Genomic DNA, 17,524 nt, shown 5'->3' with positions numbered 1-17,524 from the left:
ACAAAGGAGAGAGGTTGTGAACGTATGAAAAGATGTTTCTTCTTATTACTATTGCTTGCGATTCTTCCATTGCCGGTTCAGGCGGAAAGCATGGATCTCCACCCAGGCGAATCTTTACAAAAAGTATTAGACCACGCCCCTCCCTATGCGGAAATTAATCTGCACCCTGGACTGTATAACGGTTCTGTTTCTATACATCATCCGGTAACGCTTAAAGGAAAAAAAGGGGCTGTGATTGTCGGTAATAAATCCGGCCATGTTCTCTCTATTTACTCAAATGATGTCATAGTTCAGGGAATCGAAATTAAAAATTCCGGACTTGCCAGCCGTGATGCTGCTATTCTCGTTGATTCCGCTCGGAACGTTAAACTATATCAAAATATTTTAAAAGAAAATCATACAGGTATTTTCATAAAAGGCGGCGGCCGCCATAGCATCCAGCATAATTCGATTCATGGGCGTGATGAGCATTTCTCTAAACGAGGCAATGGGATCTATTTATTAGCCACTGATCAAAACAACATTTCAAACAATCGTTTAACTAACGTACAAGATGGAATTTATGTCGATGAATCCAACAGCAATCAATTTTTAAAAAACCAAGTCGCGAACTCACGATACGCCATGCATTTCATGTACTCAAAAACAAACGAGGCTGGATATAATACATTTCGTTCAAATATTAACGGGTTTATGATCATGGAATCGTCGGATTTAACTATTCATCGCAATAAGCTTGAAAAACACACCAATTTCAGAGGCTACGGGGCACTCATTTACAACAGCCAGGACATAGATTTTGATCAAAACGAAATCACCTATAACCGCACTGGCCTCTCTTTGCAAAAAACAGAAAATGTGACGGTCACCTCCAATCAATTTAATGGGAATACAGTCGCTTTTCAGGCGGATAAACAAACGACAGATGTTTCACTATCAAACAATGAATTTGCTGGAAACATTGTTCAGACACAAGTAGAACGTGACAGGTTTCGTTTAGATAGTGGCAGAACCGGAAACCACTGGGATGATTATCGGTCTTATGATGTAACTGGCGATGGAATTGGTGACGTGCCTTACCAATCGAGTTCAGGTTTCAGCGAGCTCATAAATAAACAGCCGCCTATGCAATTTTTCTTTGAAAGCCCAGCCATGGTCTTGTGGCAGTCCGTGGAAAAAATGTTTCCCATCAGTAGCGGGGCGAGCGGAATAGATCAGTTCCCTATTGCTCAAGAGCGGCAAACAAGCCACCCGCTAATCTTTAGCCCTATCTTATTGATCATCACCATTTTATTTTTTAGATGGGTCAGAAAAGCACGCTTATCTAAAAACCTATAATTAATTGAGCATTGATCGAGAGGAAAAAGGAGAGAATTGTCATGATAAAACGAATGATTTTACCAGCCTTATCTATATGGGTGCTTGTCGGCTGCGGGAAAGAAGCCAGTTATGAGCCTGTAGAAATCAACCCGGACATTGACGTGTGTGAAGTGTGCAATATGAGCATTACTGAACCTCAATTTGCTGCGGAAACAATCATGAAGGATGGTCATGTACATACATTCGATGACATTGGGTGTATGGTGGAATTTCTAGAAGAAGCCAGCAAAGATGACATTGGCGAATCATTTATCCGTGATACAAACGCTGGAGAATGGGCCGTTCTGAATCAAGGCTCATTTGTTTATGACCCAGAATCGTGGACTCCAATGTCCTTTGGTGTTCTCTCTTTTTCAAGTGATAAACAAGCTGAGGCCTACCTAAATAAACATCCTTCTGGCGAACTTCTTTCTTATGAAGACTTATGGAATCACTCCTGGGAGGCTGTAAAATGACCGCCTGGACAATTGCCCGTGAAGAATGGAGAATGGCCATGAGAAGTAAATGGCTTTTCAGCTTTGCCCTTTTATTTACTTTACTCGCCTTTATTATTCTCTTTTTTGGCAGCCAAAATGAATTCGCCGGTTTCAACCGGACGACAGCCAGTTTATTGAACTTGTCATTATTTCTTATTCCGCTCTTAACTTTATTAATTGGCGGACTATTATTTTCCGGTGAAAAGGAGGATGGGCGCCTAGCCTTGTTCATGACCTATCCGATTTCGTCTTTATCTGTCATGGCAGGCAAGTTTATCGGCCTTTTTCTGTCTCTCGCCTCCGTTTTGCTGATTGGTTATGGCTTTTCTTATATATTATTAAGTGCAATAGGTGAAACCTCTTTTTCCATGCTTGCCTTATTTTTAGGGCTGTCTTTGCTATTAATGATGATGTATTTGTCCATTGCCCTCTTTATTGGCTCTTTGGTGTCTAGCCGTTTAATGGCATTGGGTTCGGCGATATTTACATGGGCATTCTTTGTGTTATTTTATGAATTTATCATCATGGGATTGGTCACAGTTACCCCTCCTGCATGGACATTAGGGATTTTGAGCCTATCAGTGTTTTTGAATCCCGTTGAATTGATTCGCGTCTTTACCATTATTTTTCTTGGAAGCGGCACAATCTTTGGACCATCGATCTATGATTTCACCATTTGGGCAGAAAGCTCAGCCGGTACTATGATGTTTGCTGCTTCGTGCTTGGCATGGACGATCATCCCTATATTTATAGCCAATACTAAGCTTAAGAGAGGGAGAAATCTATGATTCAATTTAAGATGGTTAGAAAACAGTTTAAGAACAAAGAAGTGATTCAAGAATTGTCCTTTGAAGTAAAAGCTGGAGAATGTTTTGCTCTATGTGGAGGCAACGGCGCGGGCAAAAGTACCTTGCTTAAGATGCTGACTGGAATTTACACGCCCGATTCCGGCGCGATTACATTGAATGGAGAGCCAGTGAACCGAACATTAGATTTTAAAAGACAATTCGCTTTTATGCCAGATGATCTCTCATTTCTCCCCCATGCAAGCGGACGGGAAACACTTGAGTTTTTTGCTAAGCTGCAAAAGCTTCCTATACAGCGTGCAGCAAAATTATTAGAACGGGTTGGGCTGACCGAAGACGCGGATCGAAAAGTGAAGACCTACTCTAAAGGAATGCAGCAGCGGCTTTCGTTTGCGCAAAGCTTGCTGAGTGATGCTCCTATCTTAGTTCTCGATGAACCAACCAACGGCCTTGACCCCTTTTGGGTGCACAGAATGAAAGAGATGATCCTTGAAGAAAAAGCATTAGGCCGTACTGTGCTGTTCACTACACATATTTTATCTTTAGTAGAAGAAATAGCGGATACGCTTGCCTTTTTGCAAAATGGGCAGTTGCTTGTACAAAGCCCGGTTGAGGATTTGTTAAAGAGTCATTCTTCACTTGACGCTGCCTTATTCTCCGAATACGAAAAGAAAGCGGTTCTTCATTGAGCCGTTTTCTTTTTATTTCATCCTTTTTTAAATTTTCTCATAAAAGCGAACAGTTTCATGGTACAGTAATGGTTATAATATAAAACAGTAAATTTTGGGAGGTGGGGCTGTGAAAGAAATATTGATTGGTATTTTAGCTTCAATGTTTTTTGCGGTCACATTTATTTTAAATCGTTCGATGGAGTTATCAGGCGGCAGCTGGATGTGGAGTTCTTCATTACGTTTTTTCTTTATGCTTCCTCCACTGTTTCTTATCCTGCTATTAAGAAGAAGAACCATGCCCGTGATCAAGGCCATAGCTAAACAGCCTATTCAATGGTTCGGCTGGAGTTTTGTCGGTTTTGTGTTATTTTATGCTCCTTTAACTTTTGCAGCGGCATACGGTCCTGGCTGGTTAATCGCCAGCACATGGCAGTTGACGATTGTTGCCGGCGTATTATTGGGTCCATTATTTTATGAAACGATTCAAACAAAAAACGGACTTGCAGAAGTGAGACAGCAAGTTTCGATAAAGGCCTTATTTTTCTCGTTTCTTATTTTTATCGGAGTCGTACTCATTCAATGGCAGGAGGCACAAGAATTGACCATTCAGCTGCTGCTTGCCAGTGTGTTGCCGGTCGTCATTGCGGCTTTCGCCTATCCGCTGGGCAACCGCAAAATGATGGAAGTGTGCAATGAAGATTTAGATACTCTTCAGCGTGTATTTGGGATGACGCTGGCAAGCCTCCCCTCCTGGCTCACCTTAAGCGGGATTGCTTTTTTTAAAGAGGGTGCTCCCGCATCAGATCAGATCCTTCAATCTTTCATCGTTGCGATCTGTTCAGGCGTCATTGCCACGACATTGTTTTTTATAGCGACGAACAGAGTGCGCCAGCAGAAAGAGCGATTAGCAGCTGTTGAAGCGACGCAGTCCACACAAGTTCTATTTGTTATTTTAGGTGAGTTTTTCTTGTTATCTTCTCCGCTGCCCACCGGCATCTCCCTTTTAGGGCTAGCGATTGTTATTGTGGGCATGATCCTTCATAGTTTCAATTCAAAAAAGAAACCTGCAAATCAGCCACAGGTTAGCACGCAGGAATTGAAAATATAAGCTTTGAAAATCACGAAAAACGGTTTGGCCATTAAGCCGAACCGTTTTTCAGTGAAATTATTGCATATGCCCTTCTTTCTTTTCCATATCTTCTTCCTTCATCTGCTCATTGTGCGGCATCTCTTTGCCTTGTTCCTGCATTTGCTTCTTTTTCATATAGCGCTCTAATGCGACTCGGTCGATCTCACTGACTTCCGCTTCGTGAGAATGTTCGTTTAAATCAATAAACTTCTTCTCGCCATCCGCATCTTTAAAGAAAGCATAGCCATAATTCATCGGCGTTTTCATATCTGATTTTACTATTTCTGCTTCTTCAAGCTTCACCCATTCCAAGCTGTCATAGTCACGTACATAGCGCTCTTTCGCTTGGTCTTTCGTGTCGCGTTCATAATTGAATAAACAGCCGATATCATCAAAGAATAAGGTTTCGCCTTTATCATTAACCATCTTCGCTGTGAATTTGCCCATATCCTCGCTCTTTGTATAGACCTTCATATTGCAAAAAGCACAAGTAGTATGTTCGTCTAGCTCCCCATTATGATCACCATGATCGTGTGCCACTTTTTCTTTTTCTTCCATTTCAGCTTTTTCTTCCATTTCAGCTTTTACTTCTGTTTCAGGTTTCTTGTCTGCTTTTTCTTCCTCTGTACACCCGCCTAAAATAATAGCTGCAGATAATGCAGCGCTTACGAAAAGAATCTTTTTCATGCTGTTTATATTCCCCTCTCATTTATATATCCTCATATTAAAAGATAAATGTGAGAAAAGAATGAAGTCTTTTCGTCTGATTATAAAAAATAAGAACTCAGCTATCTGTTAGCTGAGTTCAAAAAAATCAGTTGCCTGCTCCACGATATTTAGTCACTCCGATATTCCACATAAAAACGGAAAATCCGAAAAACACTATACCCATCACAGGCGTCATAAACGCATACATATACCACTCTTCTCTCCCAAGAAAGTAAGCGGCAGGATAGACGCCAACAAAGGCAAACGGCAAAATCCATGTCAGTACAAAACGGATGACTTTATTATAAATATCAACCGGATACCGGCCGTAATTTCCGATATTGTACATCATCGGCATAATGCTTGTCGGGCTGTCCGACCAAAAACTGATGCTGGCAATTAAAACGAAAATGGCCGCATAGACAAAAGCGCCACCGAGTACTAATGCGACTAATATAAATGGGTCATACCAGGAGAAACTTAAATCTAGCTTAAGACCCGCATAGATCATAATGCTAAGTCCAGTGATGGCTCCAAACAGCGATTCAAGCTCCATTCGCTCTAAAATAATTTGAAAAAGACTGTGAATCGGACGTGTTAATATCCGGTCCATTTCTCCTTTGACAATATAACGTTCATTGAAATCCCAAATATTAAAGAAAGCGCCAAAGATCGCATAAGGAACAAGAAAGAATCCATAAATAAAGATAATTTCGTTCTGTGTCCAGCCTTTTATAAATTCAGTGTGGTTAAAGACAACCAATATGAATACTAAATTAACTGCTTGGAACAACAAGTCCGATAGAATTTCAATCACTAAATCGACTCGGTAGGTTAAACGAGTCTTTAAATACTGAGAAACATATTGAAAAAAGATTGATACGTAAGCCATCTGTTATCCCCCCTGCACAACTAGCTGTTTTCTTGCGATCAGCCATAGAATTTGTATAGGTATAATCAGGACGAGTACCCAGATGATTTGAGACAGAATCGCTTCCCCTATTTGAGCGCCTGTAAAGCTTTCGGTGAAGATCATGCTTGGAATATAGCTGATCCCTTGAAAGGGCAGAAACTCCATGATCCGCTGCGCCCAACCAGGATAAAAACTAATCGGCAGCAAGAGTCCTGAGAATAAGTCAATGACCACTCGTTTAGCCCGGATCAGCCCTGCATTGTTAAAAAAGAAAAAGGTTAAAATACCCGTCAGCAAGTTAATTTGTATATTAATGAAGAAACTGAACATTAGCGAAACGGCAAACATGGCCCAAACATTCACATCAGCAGAAAACGTAATGTTAAAGATCAGAGCGACAATGACCATGCCTGGAATGGAAAAGAAACTTAACCGGAAAATACCTTCTCCTAATCCTTGCATCGTTTTCATCATCAAATAATTATAAGGACGAATAAATTCAACAGCAACCTTGCCCTCTTTAATTTCTTGAGCAATTTCTCTGTCGATATTATTAAAATAAAATGCTCGTGCCATCCATGCAATCGCCACATAAGACGTCATCTGAAGAACGGTCATGCCTTCAATATATTGTTTGTCTCCATATATCGCATTCCACAAAAAGTAATAGGCTCCGATATTGATGCTGTAAATAAGAATGCCGCTATAGTAATTCGTCCGGTAGGCAAGCATCATCAAAAAACGAATGCGAATCATTTCAATATACTTACCCATGGATAACGCCTTCTTCATAAATATTTCGGATGATATCTTCAATGGAAATTTCATGAACTTTTAAGTCGGTGATTTTATATGAAGCGACGACTCGGCCGATCACCTCGGAAATCACTTCTTCACTGTTTAATACATTGGCTACCCAGACGTTTTTACGATCTCCTGGGGACCAAACCGCTTCTACCCCTTGAACCAATGAATTCAGCTTGTCCTTTGTCACATCCATCTCAGCAAACTGAAATTCGATCTGTTTTCCTTCTCCCCAATTGGACCTTAGCTTGGACAGTTTCCCGTCATAAATGATTTTTCCTTCATCAAGCATCACGACCCGCTCACACAACGCTTCAATATCAGATAAATCATGCGTCGTCAGCAAAACCGTCGTCTGATATTTCTCGTTCATTTCTTTAAGAAAGTTTCGGATTTTCAGCTTTACTAGCACATCTAATCCGATCGTTGGCTCATCTAAAAACAGCATAGACGGATTGTGTAACAGAGCGGCCGCCAGTTCACATCTCATCCTTTGTCCTAAAGACAGCTTACGAACAGGCTTGTCTAATAATGGCCCAATATCCAATGACTCAATGACATGGTTCATATGCTCGTTGTACACATGATCTGGTACATTGTACACTTTTTTCAACAGCCGGAATGACTCCTGTACAGCTATGTCCCACCAGAGCTGCGACCTTTGGCCAAACACGACGCCAATGGAGCGGACAAACGCTTCCCTTTCTTTATGAGGGTTCATCCCGTTGACCCTGACAATTCCGGATGTAGGCGTAAGAATCCCTGTCAGCATTTTTATGCTAGTTGATTTCCCCGCACCATTTTCTCCAATGTAACCGACCATTTCTCCTTTTTTTACATTAAAAGAAATATCGTTCACCGCCGGAATGATTTGATAATTCCGGGTTAATAAATCCCGAAAAGCGCCCATCAGCCCGCTTCGGCTTGAATGAGACTTAAATTCTTTGCGTAAATCTTTTACTTCTATCATATTTTCCATTACAAACGACTCCTCTTTCTTTTGCACCTTTCCTAGTGTACCTAACAGGACAAAAAGAAACAATGATTCAGTCTGGTTTCGACTAGAATGATCAAAATTTCTTCCCGTTAGCAGTTATCTAGTAGTCAACACTTTCTCTCTTCAGTATAATGTAGTAAAATAAGCATAAGAATAAAAAAGCCATTTCGATGCTGGAGACATCGAAACGGCAGACAATAGCAGGTTCCCTCTAAGGGATCAGCGCACAGACAGATTAAAACCGCCCGAGCTCGCTAAACTCAAGGGCGGTTTTAGTCTTTTTTTATGGACAGAATGAACACAACCAATCCCGCAAACGAGATCATTAATGTAAGAGCTTCATAGACTGTCATACGGCAGCACCTCCCTCCTCTTTTCAAATGTAGAGGAGTACAAAGCGCCGACCACCCTTGAGAAACCTTTTATTGTCTCTTAATTATAACACAAAATACGCACATTTGTTCCCTTTTTGTTCATATCTTTCATGCATTTTCCTTTACTTTCAATTCAACATTTTACATAATGAAAAGACAGAATATTTTTGAAAAGGAGGAAATTCTCTATGAAAATTCTTGTCTCTATATCAGTCAGTCTATGTATGTTGATCATATTTTTCTCTATGAATACCCATCAAGCTTTTGCCTATCAAAAAGACCCCTCCAAAAGTCATTTAGTCGATATTCGCAAAGTAGACCCATGGATCGTTATTGATTTGCGGTATGCAACAACGAATAATTTCACTAAGAAAAAAATCTATCCTGCCGCCATTCCTCTCCTGCGAAAAGAAACTGCCTACAAATTAGCAAAAGTCAATCAAGAGGTGAAGAAAAGAGGCTACCGTGTCAAAATTTGGGATGGCTACCGTCCGTTTTCTGCTCAAAGAGTGCTATGGAATGCCTCACCTGACAAGCGATATGTAGCAGACCCAAACAAAGGATCTAAGCATAACCGCGGAGCAGCTGTAGACATTACGCTCGTTGATCAAAACCGAAAGGAAGTCATCATGCCAACCGGTTTCGATCACTTTACACCCGCTGCATCCAGAAACAGCAAGACAATGAATCAACGGGCCAGAATCAACTTAAATTACCTCACGCATGTCATGAAAAAGCATGGCTTCAAAACGATTAATAGTGAATGGTGGCATTATGAAGATACCAATTGGGCGAAGTATCCGTTGTTAGATGTGCCGCTTGAGGCGTTTAAATAGAATATGTTAAACAAGCCAGAGAGGACGATATCTCTGGCTTATTCATTATCTTCATCTAATCTTAGGGTATCTTATTTAACCGCTTAATAAGTTTGTTTCAGATGACGTACCAACTCTTCGGCACTTTCATGGACTTGTTCATCCGTTAAGAATCGTACACCCTGCTTCGTAAAAGCGGGTAAGAACCGCATTCCGGTTAAGTTAGCTGTTGCTTGAAATGGTTTCGTTAATTCACTCATGCTGTATTGATTGTATCCGCCAGCTTGGTAAGCTTCCGCGGGTCCGCCCGTTGAAATAGCCAGCATAAATTCTTTGCCGTGCAATTTTGTTCCTTCCGATCCGTAAGCCCATCCATAAGTAAGAACTGTGTCCTGCCACTCCTTTAACAAGGCTGGACTTGAGTACCAGTAAAATGGAAACTGAAACACAATCCGGTCGTGATCCAAAAGCAATTGCTGTTCATAGGCCACATCATTGGCTCCATCGGGATATTTCTCATATAAATCATGTACAGTGATTCCATCCTCTAGGATTAATCGCTCCTTCCACGCCTTGTTAATGACTGAAGTTGTTAAATTTGGGTGTGCAATAATAACTAATGTTTTCATCATTTCGCTCCTTATACATTTGTATATGCAAATTTAAGTTTAAAAATTTTTACTCCTATTCAAAAATAACTTCTGCGTCTTTTCGGTTTTCATACATGTGATAGAAAGTTTCTGCAATATTTTCCGGGGAAAAATAAGTGCCTTCTTCCACAAAGCCTTTAATCGTTAAAGTTCCAACATAAATGCCTCGTTCACTTAGCTCTTGATTCAAGCTATAGGCTATGTTACGAATACCTGCTTTTCCAATGGCTAATGAAGAATAGTCTGCATATGGAGTAAGCGCTAATCCGCCGCCTGTTAACAAAATGGCCCCGTTTTCCATGTGAGAAACCACTGATTTTACGCTAGTTAAAGCTCCAGCTACGCTGATTTTAAAGTCTTCCACTAATTGATCTGCGCTTAGCATGGTTGGTTTTCCCGGTTTTCCTGAAGCTGCATTATATAATAGGACATCAATTTTTCCGTAAGTTTTGATCACCTGATCAATAGCTGTTGTTAATGATTCTTCTGAAGAGACATCCCCTGGAAATCCTTTCGCTTCGATCCCTTCGTTTTGCAGTTCATTTTCATATTTCGCCAAGGACTCTTTACTGCGAGAAATCATCGCTACTTTAAAGCCTTCTTTTCCAAATTTTCTTGCTGTATGTAAGCTAATTCCTGGACCCGCACCAACAATTAGTACTATTTTTTCTGACATTATAAAAAACCTCCTCTATATTTGTATATGCAAATGAAGGTGTAAAAAAATTACGATTCTCTTTCTAGCTTATTGCTGGCTTCGTGAAGCATTTTACTTAAGTCACTGCTGAATTCGCTTCCCAGCACTTTAGAATAATTCGAGTATAATTCTTTTAAAGATACACGAAATTGATGATAGACTTCTTCTCCTTCTTCTGTTAAAGAAATAAGTGTCTGCTTTCCATCCGCTTTTCTAGTCACTAGTTTTAATTTTTCAAGCTTATCAATAAATCTGGTACTTGTAGAAGGCGCAATCGATAGCTTGTGACATAATTCTTTCTGTGTAATTCCAGGATGAAACTTTACAATCATGATCATGTAAAGATAAGAAGGGGCAATATCACCAGCATTAAATGTCTGCTCAGCCAACTTTGTGATATTACGGGCAAACCGGCTGGCTGTAAAATAAAGACAATGGGTTAATATTTGTTCTTCTTCATTATTCATATCATCAGTCCTTTAATTCATTTGCATATACAAATTATCACGTATTGAGGTGGAAGTCAACAAGATCGTGTTTATCCTAAACGTGAAACTTATATCTTCCATCGTCACCGCTCTTTTTTATTCCAAGTACCGACAGATTAGAGACATATAAATAAAAAAGCATCAAGCAGCTTAAGAGTTGCTTGATGCTTTTTCACTAATATAATTAATCTTTTTTTAAAAGGCTGTAAATGCTAAAATATATTTCTAAGATCTTTTTCGTTATACTTTCCCATGCATTAGTAAATCCTTTATAAGCATAGGGCTGATAGAGGCTTTGGAGTTCACAAGATCAAGTACCTTTTGCTGCATTGCAGGAGAGAGACTCAAACTTTCTAAATGCAGATTGTGGAGCACTCTTTTAAATTCTTTAGAATCCATTTTTAAGATCTTCATTTAATACAACCCATCCCCTAAATTGCTCTCCATTTTATTATACAGTTTTACATCATTTTTTGCTATTAAGCATGCATCCAAAGATTAATTACTCAAAATGTTTTTAATTAGAGCTACTATAATGGTACTTTCATCACTCACCTATTATTTCTCATAGATTAGTCCATCCTCTACTCTGATCATTCTATTGGCTTTTGCTGCAATATTTTCATCATGAGTAATCATGACAATGGTTTTCCCCTCATTATTTAGCTCCTGAAAAAAAGAAAGGACTTCCGCGCCAGTTTTTTGGTCAAGGGCTCCTGTTGGTTCGTCTGCAAGAATTAAAGGACAGTCTCCGACGAGGGCACGGGCGATCGCCACCCGCTGCTGTTGTCCCCCTGAAAGCTGATTGGGGCGATGATTGATTCTGTCTTCAAGTCCTACCCTTGCAAGCGTCTTTGCTGCTTTCTCTCTAGCGTTCTTAAAACTTTCTCCTCTTAGCAAAAGCGGGAGAGCCACATTGTACAAGGCAGTATATTTAGAAATAAGGTTGAATTTTTGAAAGACGAAACCAATTTTCTCATTTCTTATAGATGCATAGCTTTTTTCAGTTTGTTTTTGGATATCGAGTTCATCTAAAAAATAGTGCCCGCTATCCATGGAATCAATGAGTCCAATAAGATTCATTAGTGTGGTTTTTCCGGATCCGGATGGACCGAGAATGGCAACAAACTCCCCCGCATCAACCGAAATAGAAACACCCTTCAGGACATTCACTTTATTTTCTCCTCTGCCATAGGACTTGTAAACATCCTTCATTCTAATTAGCGCCTCTGCCACCTTGCCCGCCTCCTGTCCTTGGTTTTTGAACTTTGATCTTTTCAATTGTCTTGCTGTCTTTCTGGTAATAGACAGATAGAACGCTGCCCGATGTCACTTCATTTAAGCTGATTTCATTTTCTTCCCTGCCGTCCTCCCCGCGTATAACAGTTACTAGCGGAGCACCTACTGGAATAATAAAGGTTACCTCTTCACCTGTATATTTTCTTTCTCTCATGACGCCGCCACTGCTGCCATCACCAGTACGACTCCCGGCACCGCTTTTACGACCATCATTATTTGCACTGTTCTCTCCATTTCTTTCAGGTTTTTCAGGCTTTTCTATTAATCTCAATGTCACTTCATTGCCGATTATTTCGGATACTTCACCATATAAACCTATTTCATCCGTGCTAGTTTGAGTGAGAGAAGGATTGCCCTTTTTCTCTTTTGGAGAAGAGGACGCACTTTCTTCTTCTGAACTTTGACAAGCTGACATGGTAAAAGTAAGCAAAAGTATTAAAAATGATCGGATAAATGTTGTTTGCAAGATGACCACTCCTATTAATCGTAGTTTAATGCTTCAATTGGCTTTAATTTGGAAGCTTTAGCGGCAGGATAATAGCCAAAGAACATTCCCGTTATAATAGAAAACCCTAGACCAATGATCACACCTTCAACTGAAGCCACGTATTTAATGTCAGTAAACGATAGCATCCACGGGGCAAATAGGCTTATTACGACCCCTATCAGTCCCCCGCAAAGACTAATAAATGTAGCTTCAAGCAAAAACTCCATTAAAATAACCTTTCTTGCTGCGCCAATGCTTTTAAGAATGCCTATTTCGCGCGTACGCTCTTTAACGGCTACCATAAGCACGTTCATAATTCCAATCCCGCTTACAATCATGACGATAGCGGCCACTGCAATGAGCAGAGCAGACATGGTTTTTGACGTTTCCTGAGCCGATGCGAGTGTGCTCCCTGCGTCTACAACACTATAGGATTCAGAGTCACCCGTGATTTCACCAATATATTGCTTGATTTCATCTATTGCTGGCTGAACACTGTCAATGTTATTCGCCTGTGCAATGAAGGTGACTGCTGCACCTCCGCCTCCTCTGCTGCTTCCTGATGTATATTTAATTGCTACATCATATGGGATAAATACCATGTCATCAGCAGAAGCAGAATTGGTCATTCCTCCGCCGCCGCTGATCCCTCCTGAACCCCCAATTCGATCGAGCACGCCTGCGATCGTATAAGATGTTCCTTTAAGGAGAACCGTCTGACCTACTGCTGATTCTATTTGTCCTTCGAATAAAAGGTCAGCCATATTATAGCCCAGCACTACAACCTTGTTTCTCAGAATGCCATCTTCATCCGTAAACAGTTCTCCAGCGAATGGAGTAAGATTTGTGATATCGGCGTATGCTTCATTGATTCCCTGAATATTTACCGTCTCAGCTGTCGTTCCATAGGCAATCTCCGAAGTGGTTCTTGTACTGACGCCGACACTTTTAACGTTCGTCAATACATCAGGCATCAACAGAGCATCATCTTTCGTTAGGGACTTGGCACTTGAACTTCCACCTCTCCCTCCGCCACCCCGCGCCTTGGATATAGTAATGCTTTCTACAGACAACCGTTTATATTGATCTTCAACTGCCTTTTCACTGGCATTTCCAATCCCCACAACCATAATGATCGTAAACGTGCCTATGATAATTCCAAGTGAAGTCAAAAACACCCGAAGCTTATTGTGAGCCACGCTGAGCATAACAGAACGCAATTGCTCAACTAATGTCATTTTTTCACACCGCCTATAATGAGAGTCTCTCCTTGCTTAAGACCCTTAACGACCTCTGTTTGCACGCCATTCGTTAATCCTCCGGTTATCGCCCTTTTTTCTGTTTGATCTTCTGAGGTTTTCACGTTGACATATTGCTTGCCGTCTTCAACAAAAATGGCTTTATTCGGAACGAGAAGGATGTCTTTCTTTTCTTTTTTAAGAAACGTAGCAAAAGCTGTCATGCCTTCTTTAATCGCAGCGTTAGGTTCAGACAGCTTTCCCGTAACTTCATAAGTGACTATACCTGAACTATCAATGTTCGGTGTGTTGCTTACAGAAACCACTTCACCTTGGAGGTTTTCTAGTGACAAAGGATCCACGGCCACCCTCATTTGCTGGCCTTTTTCGATTCCTGAGATATCACTCTCAGTCGCACTTGCCTTTACATAAATCATTGATGGGTCGACGATGGTCATAAATGCTGTCTCTGAGGAGGCATTGTTGTCTGTTCCGCTTTTTACACCTGCAACCACTTCTCCCACCTTATAGTTCATACTCATAATTTCTCCATTGCTTGGTGCCTTAAGGTAAATTTTATTCAGGTTATTTTTCGCTTCCTCGAGCTTATTTTTTGCTTCTTCTATCTCCAAATTGGCACTTTGAATAGCGCCATTGCTGTTGAGAAGTGTTTGGTATTTCTTATTTTCTAAATTGAAAGCTGCTGTAAGAGATGCTTCATCTGGTTTGGCGTCCATTTTAACTCTTGCTTCATCCACCTTTAATTTAGCTTCCATTTTATCGATTTCATATTTGTTAACCGCTTCGGTATACTTTGCTTTCGCCTTGCTTAATGCATTCTCTGCCTGAGTAACCGCAAGTTTTAATTCCGTATCTTCAAGCACCGCAAGAAGATCACCTGCTTTTACTTTTTGTCCCACTTCTACTTTTAGCTCTTTGACAGTTCCGGCAGCTTCAAAATTCAAGTGAAATTGAGGCAAACGAATGCGTCCATCTGCTCCCAGTCCAATTTCTAAATTCCCTTTTTTCACTTTTTGTTCCGTGGTTTTCACAGGCAGCGATTCCGCTTCTTTAGAACACCCTGTCATTACCCCCGCTCCCAATAAACCAAAAAGCAGGATGGCTGTTACTTTTCTCTTCATGTGTATCCGCCCTTTCTTTTGTGTAAGGTCTATCATAAAGGGTGATTGTGATGCCTATGTGAGGGTGTGGAGAAAATTGGTTAAAAAAAAGACAGCCTCCTTTGTCAGGAGCTGCCCTTTAAGAATGATACTTATGAAGTGAAAACCAAAATTCTACCCCATTTTCAAGATTTCTTACACCATACGCACCTCTATGATAATGCATGATGGCTTTGACAATCGAAAGCCCAATGCCGGAACCTCCGAATTCTCTTGTACGTGCTTTGTCAATTTTATAGAAACTGTCCCATATCTGTTCCTGCTCACTCGTTTCAATCAGTTTTCCTGAGTTAAAGACACCTACCCTTACATGATCGGCTCTCTCTTTGATAGAAACAGAAATGATACGATGTGTATCCACATGATCCAAAGCGTTGTTTAGATAGTTAGTAATAACCTGTTCGATTCGTTCAATATCAGCCACTGCTAAGCATATTCCTTGGGATGAAATATGCCATTTGATCTCTTTTTCAGCAAAGATTAATTTATACTTAGCAAGGATTTCTTCTGCCAGCTGAAAGATGTCAACCTTCCTCATATTCATTTTCTTATCACCTGCTTCAACCTGTGCAAGATCCAGCAGACTCAACACCAGCTTGTTCATCTTTTTCGTTTCATCAATAATGACATCACAGTAAAAATCTTTGTCATCCTTATTAATATTAAGCTTTAATCCTTCTGCATATCCGCCAATCAGTGAAATAGGCGTTTTTAATTCATGAGAAACATTTGAGAGCAATTCTTTTCGTGACTGCTCCACTTTTTCCTTTAGCTGTATATCTTTTTTTAACTGTGCATTAGCAATGGCTAGCTCATTCATCTTACTGTCTAATTCTTCTGAAAGGACGTTAATGCTATTGCCTAGTTCCCCAATCTCATCTGATGTGTTAACTTCTATTCTTTCCGAGAAATCCATGTTCGCCATTTTCGCAGTGATTTTGTTTATTCTCACCACAGGCTTTGATATCCTGTTTGCTAAATAAAGCACCCATGCTGTTCCAATTACGCCAACCAGAAGTGAGATATAGAGAATAAAGTCACTCGCAGCCCTTACACTGTCTTTCATCGCGTCAATTGACGTACTAATCACCGCATATCCCTTTGTCCCATCAGGGAGGGTAATACTAGAGTATAGAGTTAAGAATTCCGTCTTTGTTCTTCTGTCCGTTCTTTTTGCAATGACAGGCTCCTGCTTAAATCTTTCCAGATTGTTGCTGACCAGTCCTTCATCATGCCCATTAGGGAACCTTGTTTTTTGATTCTGAAATTTAGCTCCTCGATTTAATAAAGCTAATTTAAAAAAAGGCTCATATTCACTGTCTAGAATTAAAATGGTCACATTTTTATGATCCTGGAGAGTAGATAGCTTTTCTTCATAGTCCTTTTCAGTCGATATGACTTGCTCTGTTTGACGAAAACTTTCTTCTAAGGTTTTCTTCTTATTAGACTGATAAAATTCTTCGAGGAATAGTGCGCTGAAAAGTTGGATCACGATAATAAATAAAAGAATGATAGCGAATAGGATGGTAAATAATTTGCTCCTAATTGACAGCTTCATTTGTATTCCTTCAATCTGTAGCCTACACTTCTTAGTGTCTCAATATAAGCCCCGTATTTTCCAAGTTTGGCTCTTAACTGCTTCACATGGGTGTCAACCGTCCTTAAATCACCTTGATAGTCATAACTCCAGACCCCATTTAAGATCCTGTCTCTTGATAAGGCTAACCCTTTATTCTTAAATAAATACAACAGCAAATCAAATTCCTTCGGAGTCAAATCAATGCTGTTTTCTTCAACATAGACGAGGTGCCGATTAGTATCTATGGAAATCCCTCCGACTTGAAGCATGTCCATCCCCTTTTTCTGTACAGCTTTTAACTGGTTTTCTACTCTGGCGACCAAAACGCTAGGGGAAAATGGCTTACAGACATAATCATTTGCGCCAAGCCGAAACCCGGTAAGCTGATCACTTTCTTCCCCTTTGGCTGTCAGCATGATGATCGGGACGGTTGATGTGCTTTTTATTTCGCTTAAGACTTCCCAGCCGTCCATCAACGGCATCATCACATCGAGAACGATCACATCAATTGAATCGCTAAACTCTAAAAATTTGTCAAATGCCTGCTTTCCATTTTCAGCGCAAATGACTTCAAACCCAGCATTTATAAGAAAGTCAGAAACGAGCTTTCTCAGTCTTAATTCATCATCTGCAAGCAATACAATTGGTTTATTCAATAAGTAACACTCCAAATACATTTGTTTTTATTAGTAATATCATATTTCTGTGATGTTTGTGTGATGGAAGTCTTGTACACTTCTCAGCTTTATTAGAAAATTTGTTGACCTTTACCTTAGCTGCGTTTTGTATAAGGCACTCCAGGAATAATCACACCAGAATACTATTAATTGAG

20 protein-coding genes are annotated in these 17,524 nt (G+C 40.3%); 6 read left to right on the top strand and 14 right to left on the bottom strand.

The genetic code is table 11. The features are described from left to right. The first annotated feature begins 24 nt into the window (after nucleotides 1-24). From JOC78_RS13460 to JOC78_RS13440, 5 genes are all read left to right on the top strand, one after another. Nucleotides 25-1,338 (top strand): right-handed parallel beta-helix repeat-containing protein, encoded by a 1,314-nt coding sequence (locus JOC78_RS13460; RefSeq protein WP_204556744.1) that lies wholly within the window; start codon nucleotides 25-27, stop codon nucleotides 1,336-1,338. A gap of 41 nt (nucleotides 1,339-1,379) precedes the next feature. Continuing rightward, the gene (locus tag JOC78_RS13455) at nucleotides 1,380-1,835 is read left to right on the top strand and encodes a nitrous oxide reductase accessory protein NosL (RefSeq protein ID WP_239587166.1); all 456 of its coding nucleotides are present in this window, start codon (nucleotides 1,380-1,382) and stop codon (nucleotides 1,833-1,835) included. Next, complete coding sequence (locus tag JOC78_RS13450; RefSeq protein ID WP_204556743.1) at nucleotides 1,832-2,644, top strand: ABC transporter permease; 813 nt, start codon at nucleotides 1,832-1,834, stop codon at nucleotides 2,642-2,644. The genes JOC78_RS13455 and JOC78_RS13450 overlap by 4 nt, the downstream gene beginning before the upstream one ends. Next, a complete protein-coding gene (locus tag JOC78_RS13445; protein ID WP_204556741.1) occupies nucleotides 2,641-3,351 on the top strand; it encodes an ABC transporter ATP-binding protein in 711 nt (236 codons plus the stop codon). The genes JOC78_RS13450 and JOC78_RS13445 overlap by 4 nt, the downstream gene beginning before the upstream one ends. A gap of 109 nt (nucleotides 3,352-3,460) precedes the next feature. Next, nucleotides 3,461-4,441, top strand: coding sequence for a multidrug resistance efflux transporter family protein (locus JOC78_RS13440; protein ID WP_204556740.1), 981 nt, complete (start codon nucleotides 3,461-3,463; stop codon nucleotides 4,439-4,441). A gap of 57 nt (nucleotides 4,442-4,498) precedes the next feature. Here JOC78_RS13440 and JOC78_RS13435 read toward each other — a convergent pair whose 3' ends face one another. The 5 genes from JOC78_RS13435 to JOC78_RS17495 form a co-directional block, all read right to left on the bottom strand. Then, a complete protein-coding gene (locus tag JOC78_RS13435; RefSeq protein WP_204556739.1) occupies nucleotides 4,499-5,149 on the bottom strand; it encodes a nitrous oxide reductase accessory protein NosL in 651 nt (216 codons plus the stop codon). A 127-nt stretch (nucleotides 5,150-5,276) separates the two neighbouring features. Further along, the gene (locus tag JOC78_RS13430; protein WP_204556738.1) at nucleotides 5,277-6,062 is read right to left on the bottom strand and encodes an ABC transporter permease; all 786 of its coding nucleotides are present in this window, start codon (nucleotides 6,060-6,062) and stop codon (nucleotides 5,277-5,279) included. Between the two features lie 3 nt (nucleotides 6,063-6,065). Beyond that, complete coding sequence (locus JOC78_RS13425) at nucleotides 6,066-6,857, bottom strand: ABC transporter permease (protein ID WP_204556734.1); 792 nt, start codon at nucleotides 6,855-6,857, stop codon at nucleotides 6,066-6,068. After that, a complete protein-coding gene (locus JOC78_RS13420) occupies nucleotides 6,850-7,866 on the bottom strand; it encodes an ABC transporter ATP-binding protein (protein WP_204556733.1) in 1,017 nt (338 codons plus the stop codon). Before JOC78_RS13420 ends, JOC78_RS13425 begins: the two co-directional genes overlap by 8 nt. Before the next feature lie 290 nt (nucleotides 7,867-8,156). After that, nucleotides 8,157-8,237 carry a putative holin-like toxin gene (locus JOC78_RS17495; protein WP_275582035.1) on the bottom strand — a complete coding sequence of 27 codons (81 nt, stop codon included), beginning with the start codon at nucleotides 8,235-8,237 and terminating at the stop codon, nucleotides 8,157-8,159. Between the two features lie 209 nt (nucleotides 8,238-8,446). On the opposite strand from JOC78_RS17495, the gene JOC78_RS13415 reads away from it, so the two are divergent. Continuing rightward, the gene (locus tag JOC78_RS13415) at nucleotides 8,447-9,094 is read left to right on the top strand and encodes a M15 family metallopeptidase (RefSeq protein WP_204556729.1); all 648 of its coding nucleotides are present in this window, start codon (nucleotides 8,447-8,449) and stop codon (nucleotides 9,092-9,094) included. An 83-nt stretch (nucleotides 9,095-9,177) separates the two neighbouring features. Here JOC78_RS13415 and JOC78_RS13410 read toward each other — a convergent pair whose 3' ends face one another. The 9 genes from JOC78_RS13410 to JOC78_RS13370 form a co-directional block, all read right to left on the bottom strand. Continuing rightward, entirely contained in the window at nucleotides 9,178-9,702 is a 525-nt protein-coding gene (locus JOC78_RS13410) for an NAD(P)H-dependent oxidoreductase (protein WP_204556728.1), read from the bottom strand. A gap of 55 nt (nucleotides 9,703-9,757) precedes the next feature. Further along, on the bottom strand, nucleotides 9,758-10,399 hold the full coding sequence (locus JOC78_RS13405) for an SDR family oxidoreductase (RefSeq protein ID WP_204556727.1): 642 nt from the start codon (nucleotides 10,397-10,399) through the stop codon (nucleotides 9,758-9,760). A 50-nt stretch (nucleotides 10,400-10,449) separates the two neighbouring features. Then, on the bottom strand, nucleotides 10,450-10,887 hold the full coding sequence (locus JOC78_RS13400; RefSeq protein WP_204556721.1) for a MarR family winged helix-turn-helix transcriptional regulator: 438 nt from the start codon (nucleotides 10,885-10,887) through the stop codon (nucleotides 10,450-10,452). A gap of 579 nt (nucleotides 10,888-11,466) precedes the next feature. Further along, a complete protein-coding gene (locus JOC78_RS13395) occupies nucleotides 11,467-12,144 on the bottom strand; it encodes an ATP-binding cassette domain-containing protein (protein ID WP_338023209.1) in 678 nt (225 codons plus the stop codon). After that, a complete protein-coding gene (locus JOC78_RS13390; protein ID WP_204556712.1) occupies nucleotides 12,125-12,673 on the bottom strand; it encodes a hypothetical protein in 549 nt (182 codons plus the stop codon). Before JOC78_RS13390 ends, JOC78_RS13395 begins: the two co-directional genes overlap by 20 nt. A 14-nt stretch (nucleotides 12,674-12,687) precedes the next feature. Beyond that, on the bottom strand, nucleotides 12,688-13,932 hold the full coding sequence (locus tag JOC78_RS13385; RefSeq protein ID WP_204556711.1) for an ABC transporter permease: 1,245 nt from the start codon (nucleotides 13,930-13,932) through the stop codon (nucleotides 12,688-12,690). Next, a complete protein-coding gene (locus tag JOC78_RS13380) occupies nucleotides 13,929-15,074 on the bottom strand; it encodes an efflux RND transporter periplasmic adaptor subunit (RefSeq protein WP_204556709.1) in 1,146 nt (381 codons plus the stop codon). Before JOC78_RS13380 ends, JOC78_RS13385 begins: the two co-directional genes overlap by 4 nt. 118 nt (nucleotides 15,075-15,192) lie before the next feature. Beyond that, the gene (locus tag JOC78_RS13375; RefSeq protein WP_204556707.1) at nucleotides 15,193-16,671 is read right to left on the bottom strand and encodes a sensor histidine kinase; all 1,479 of its coding nucleotides are present in this window, start codon (nucleotides 16,669-16,671) and stop codon (nucleotides 15,193-15,195) included. Then, on the bottom strand, nucleotides 16,668-17,348 hold the full coding sequence (locus tag JOC78_RS13370) for a response regulator transcription factor (protein ID WP_204556704.1): 681 nt from the start codon (nucleotides 17,346-17,348) through the stop codon (nucleotides 16,668-16,670). The genes JOC78_RS13375 and JOC78_RS13370 overlap by 4 nt, the downstream gene beginning before the upstream one ends. Nucleotides 17,349-17,524: the final 176 nt, after the last annotated feature.

The organism is Bacillus ectoiniformans (assembly GCF_016908875.1).
In the GTDB taxonomy this organism is placed as follows: Bacteria; Bacillota; Bacilli; order Bacillales; family Domibacillaceae; genus Bacillus_BX; species Bacillus_BX ectoiniformans.
The sequence above is the reverse complement of the archived record's forward strand: the minus strand, read 5'-3'. Positions and strand labels throughout refer to the sequence as shown.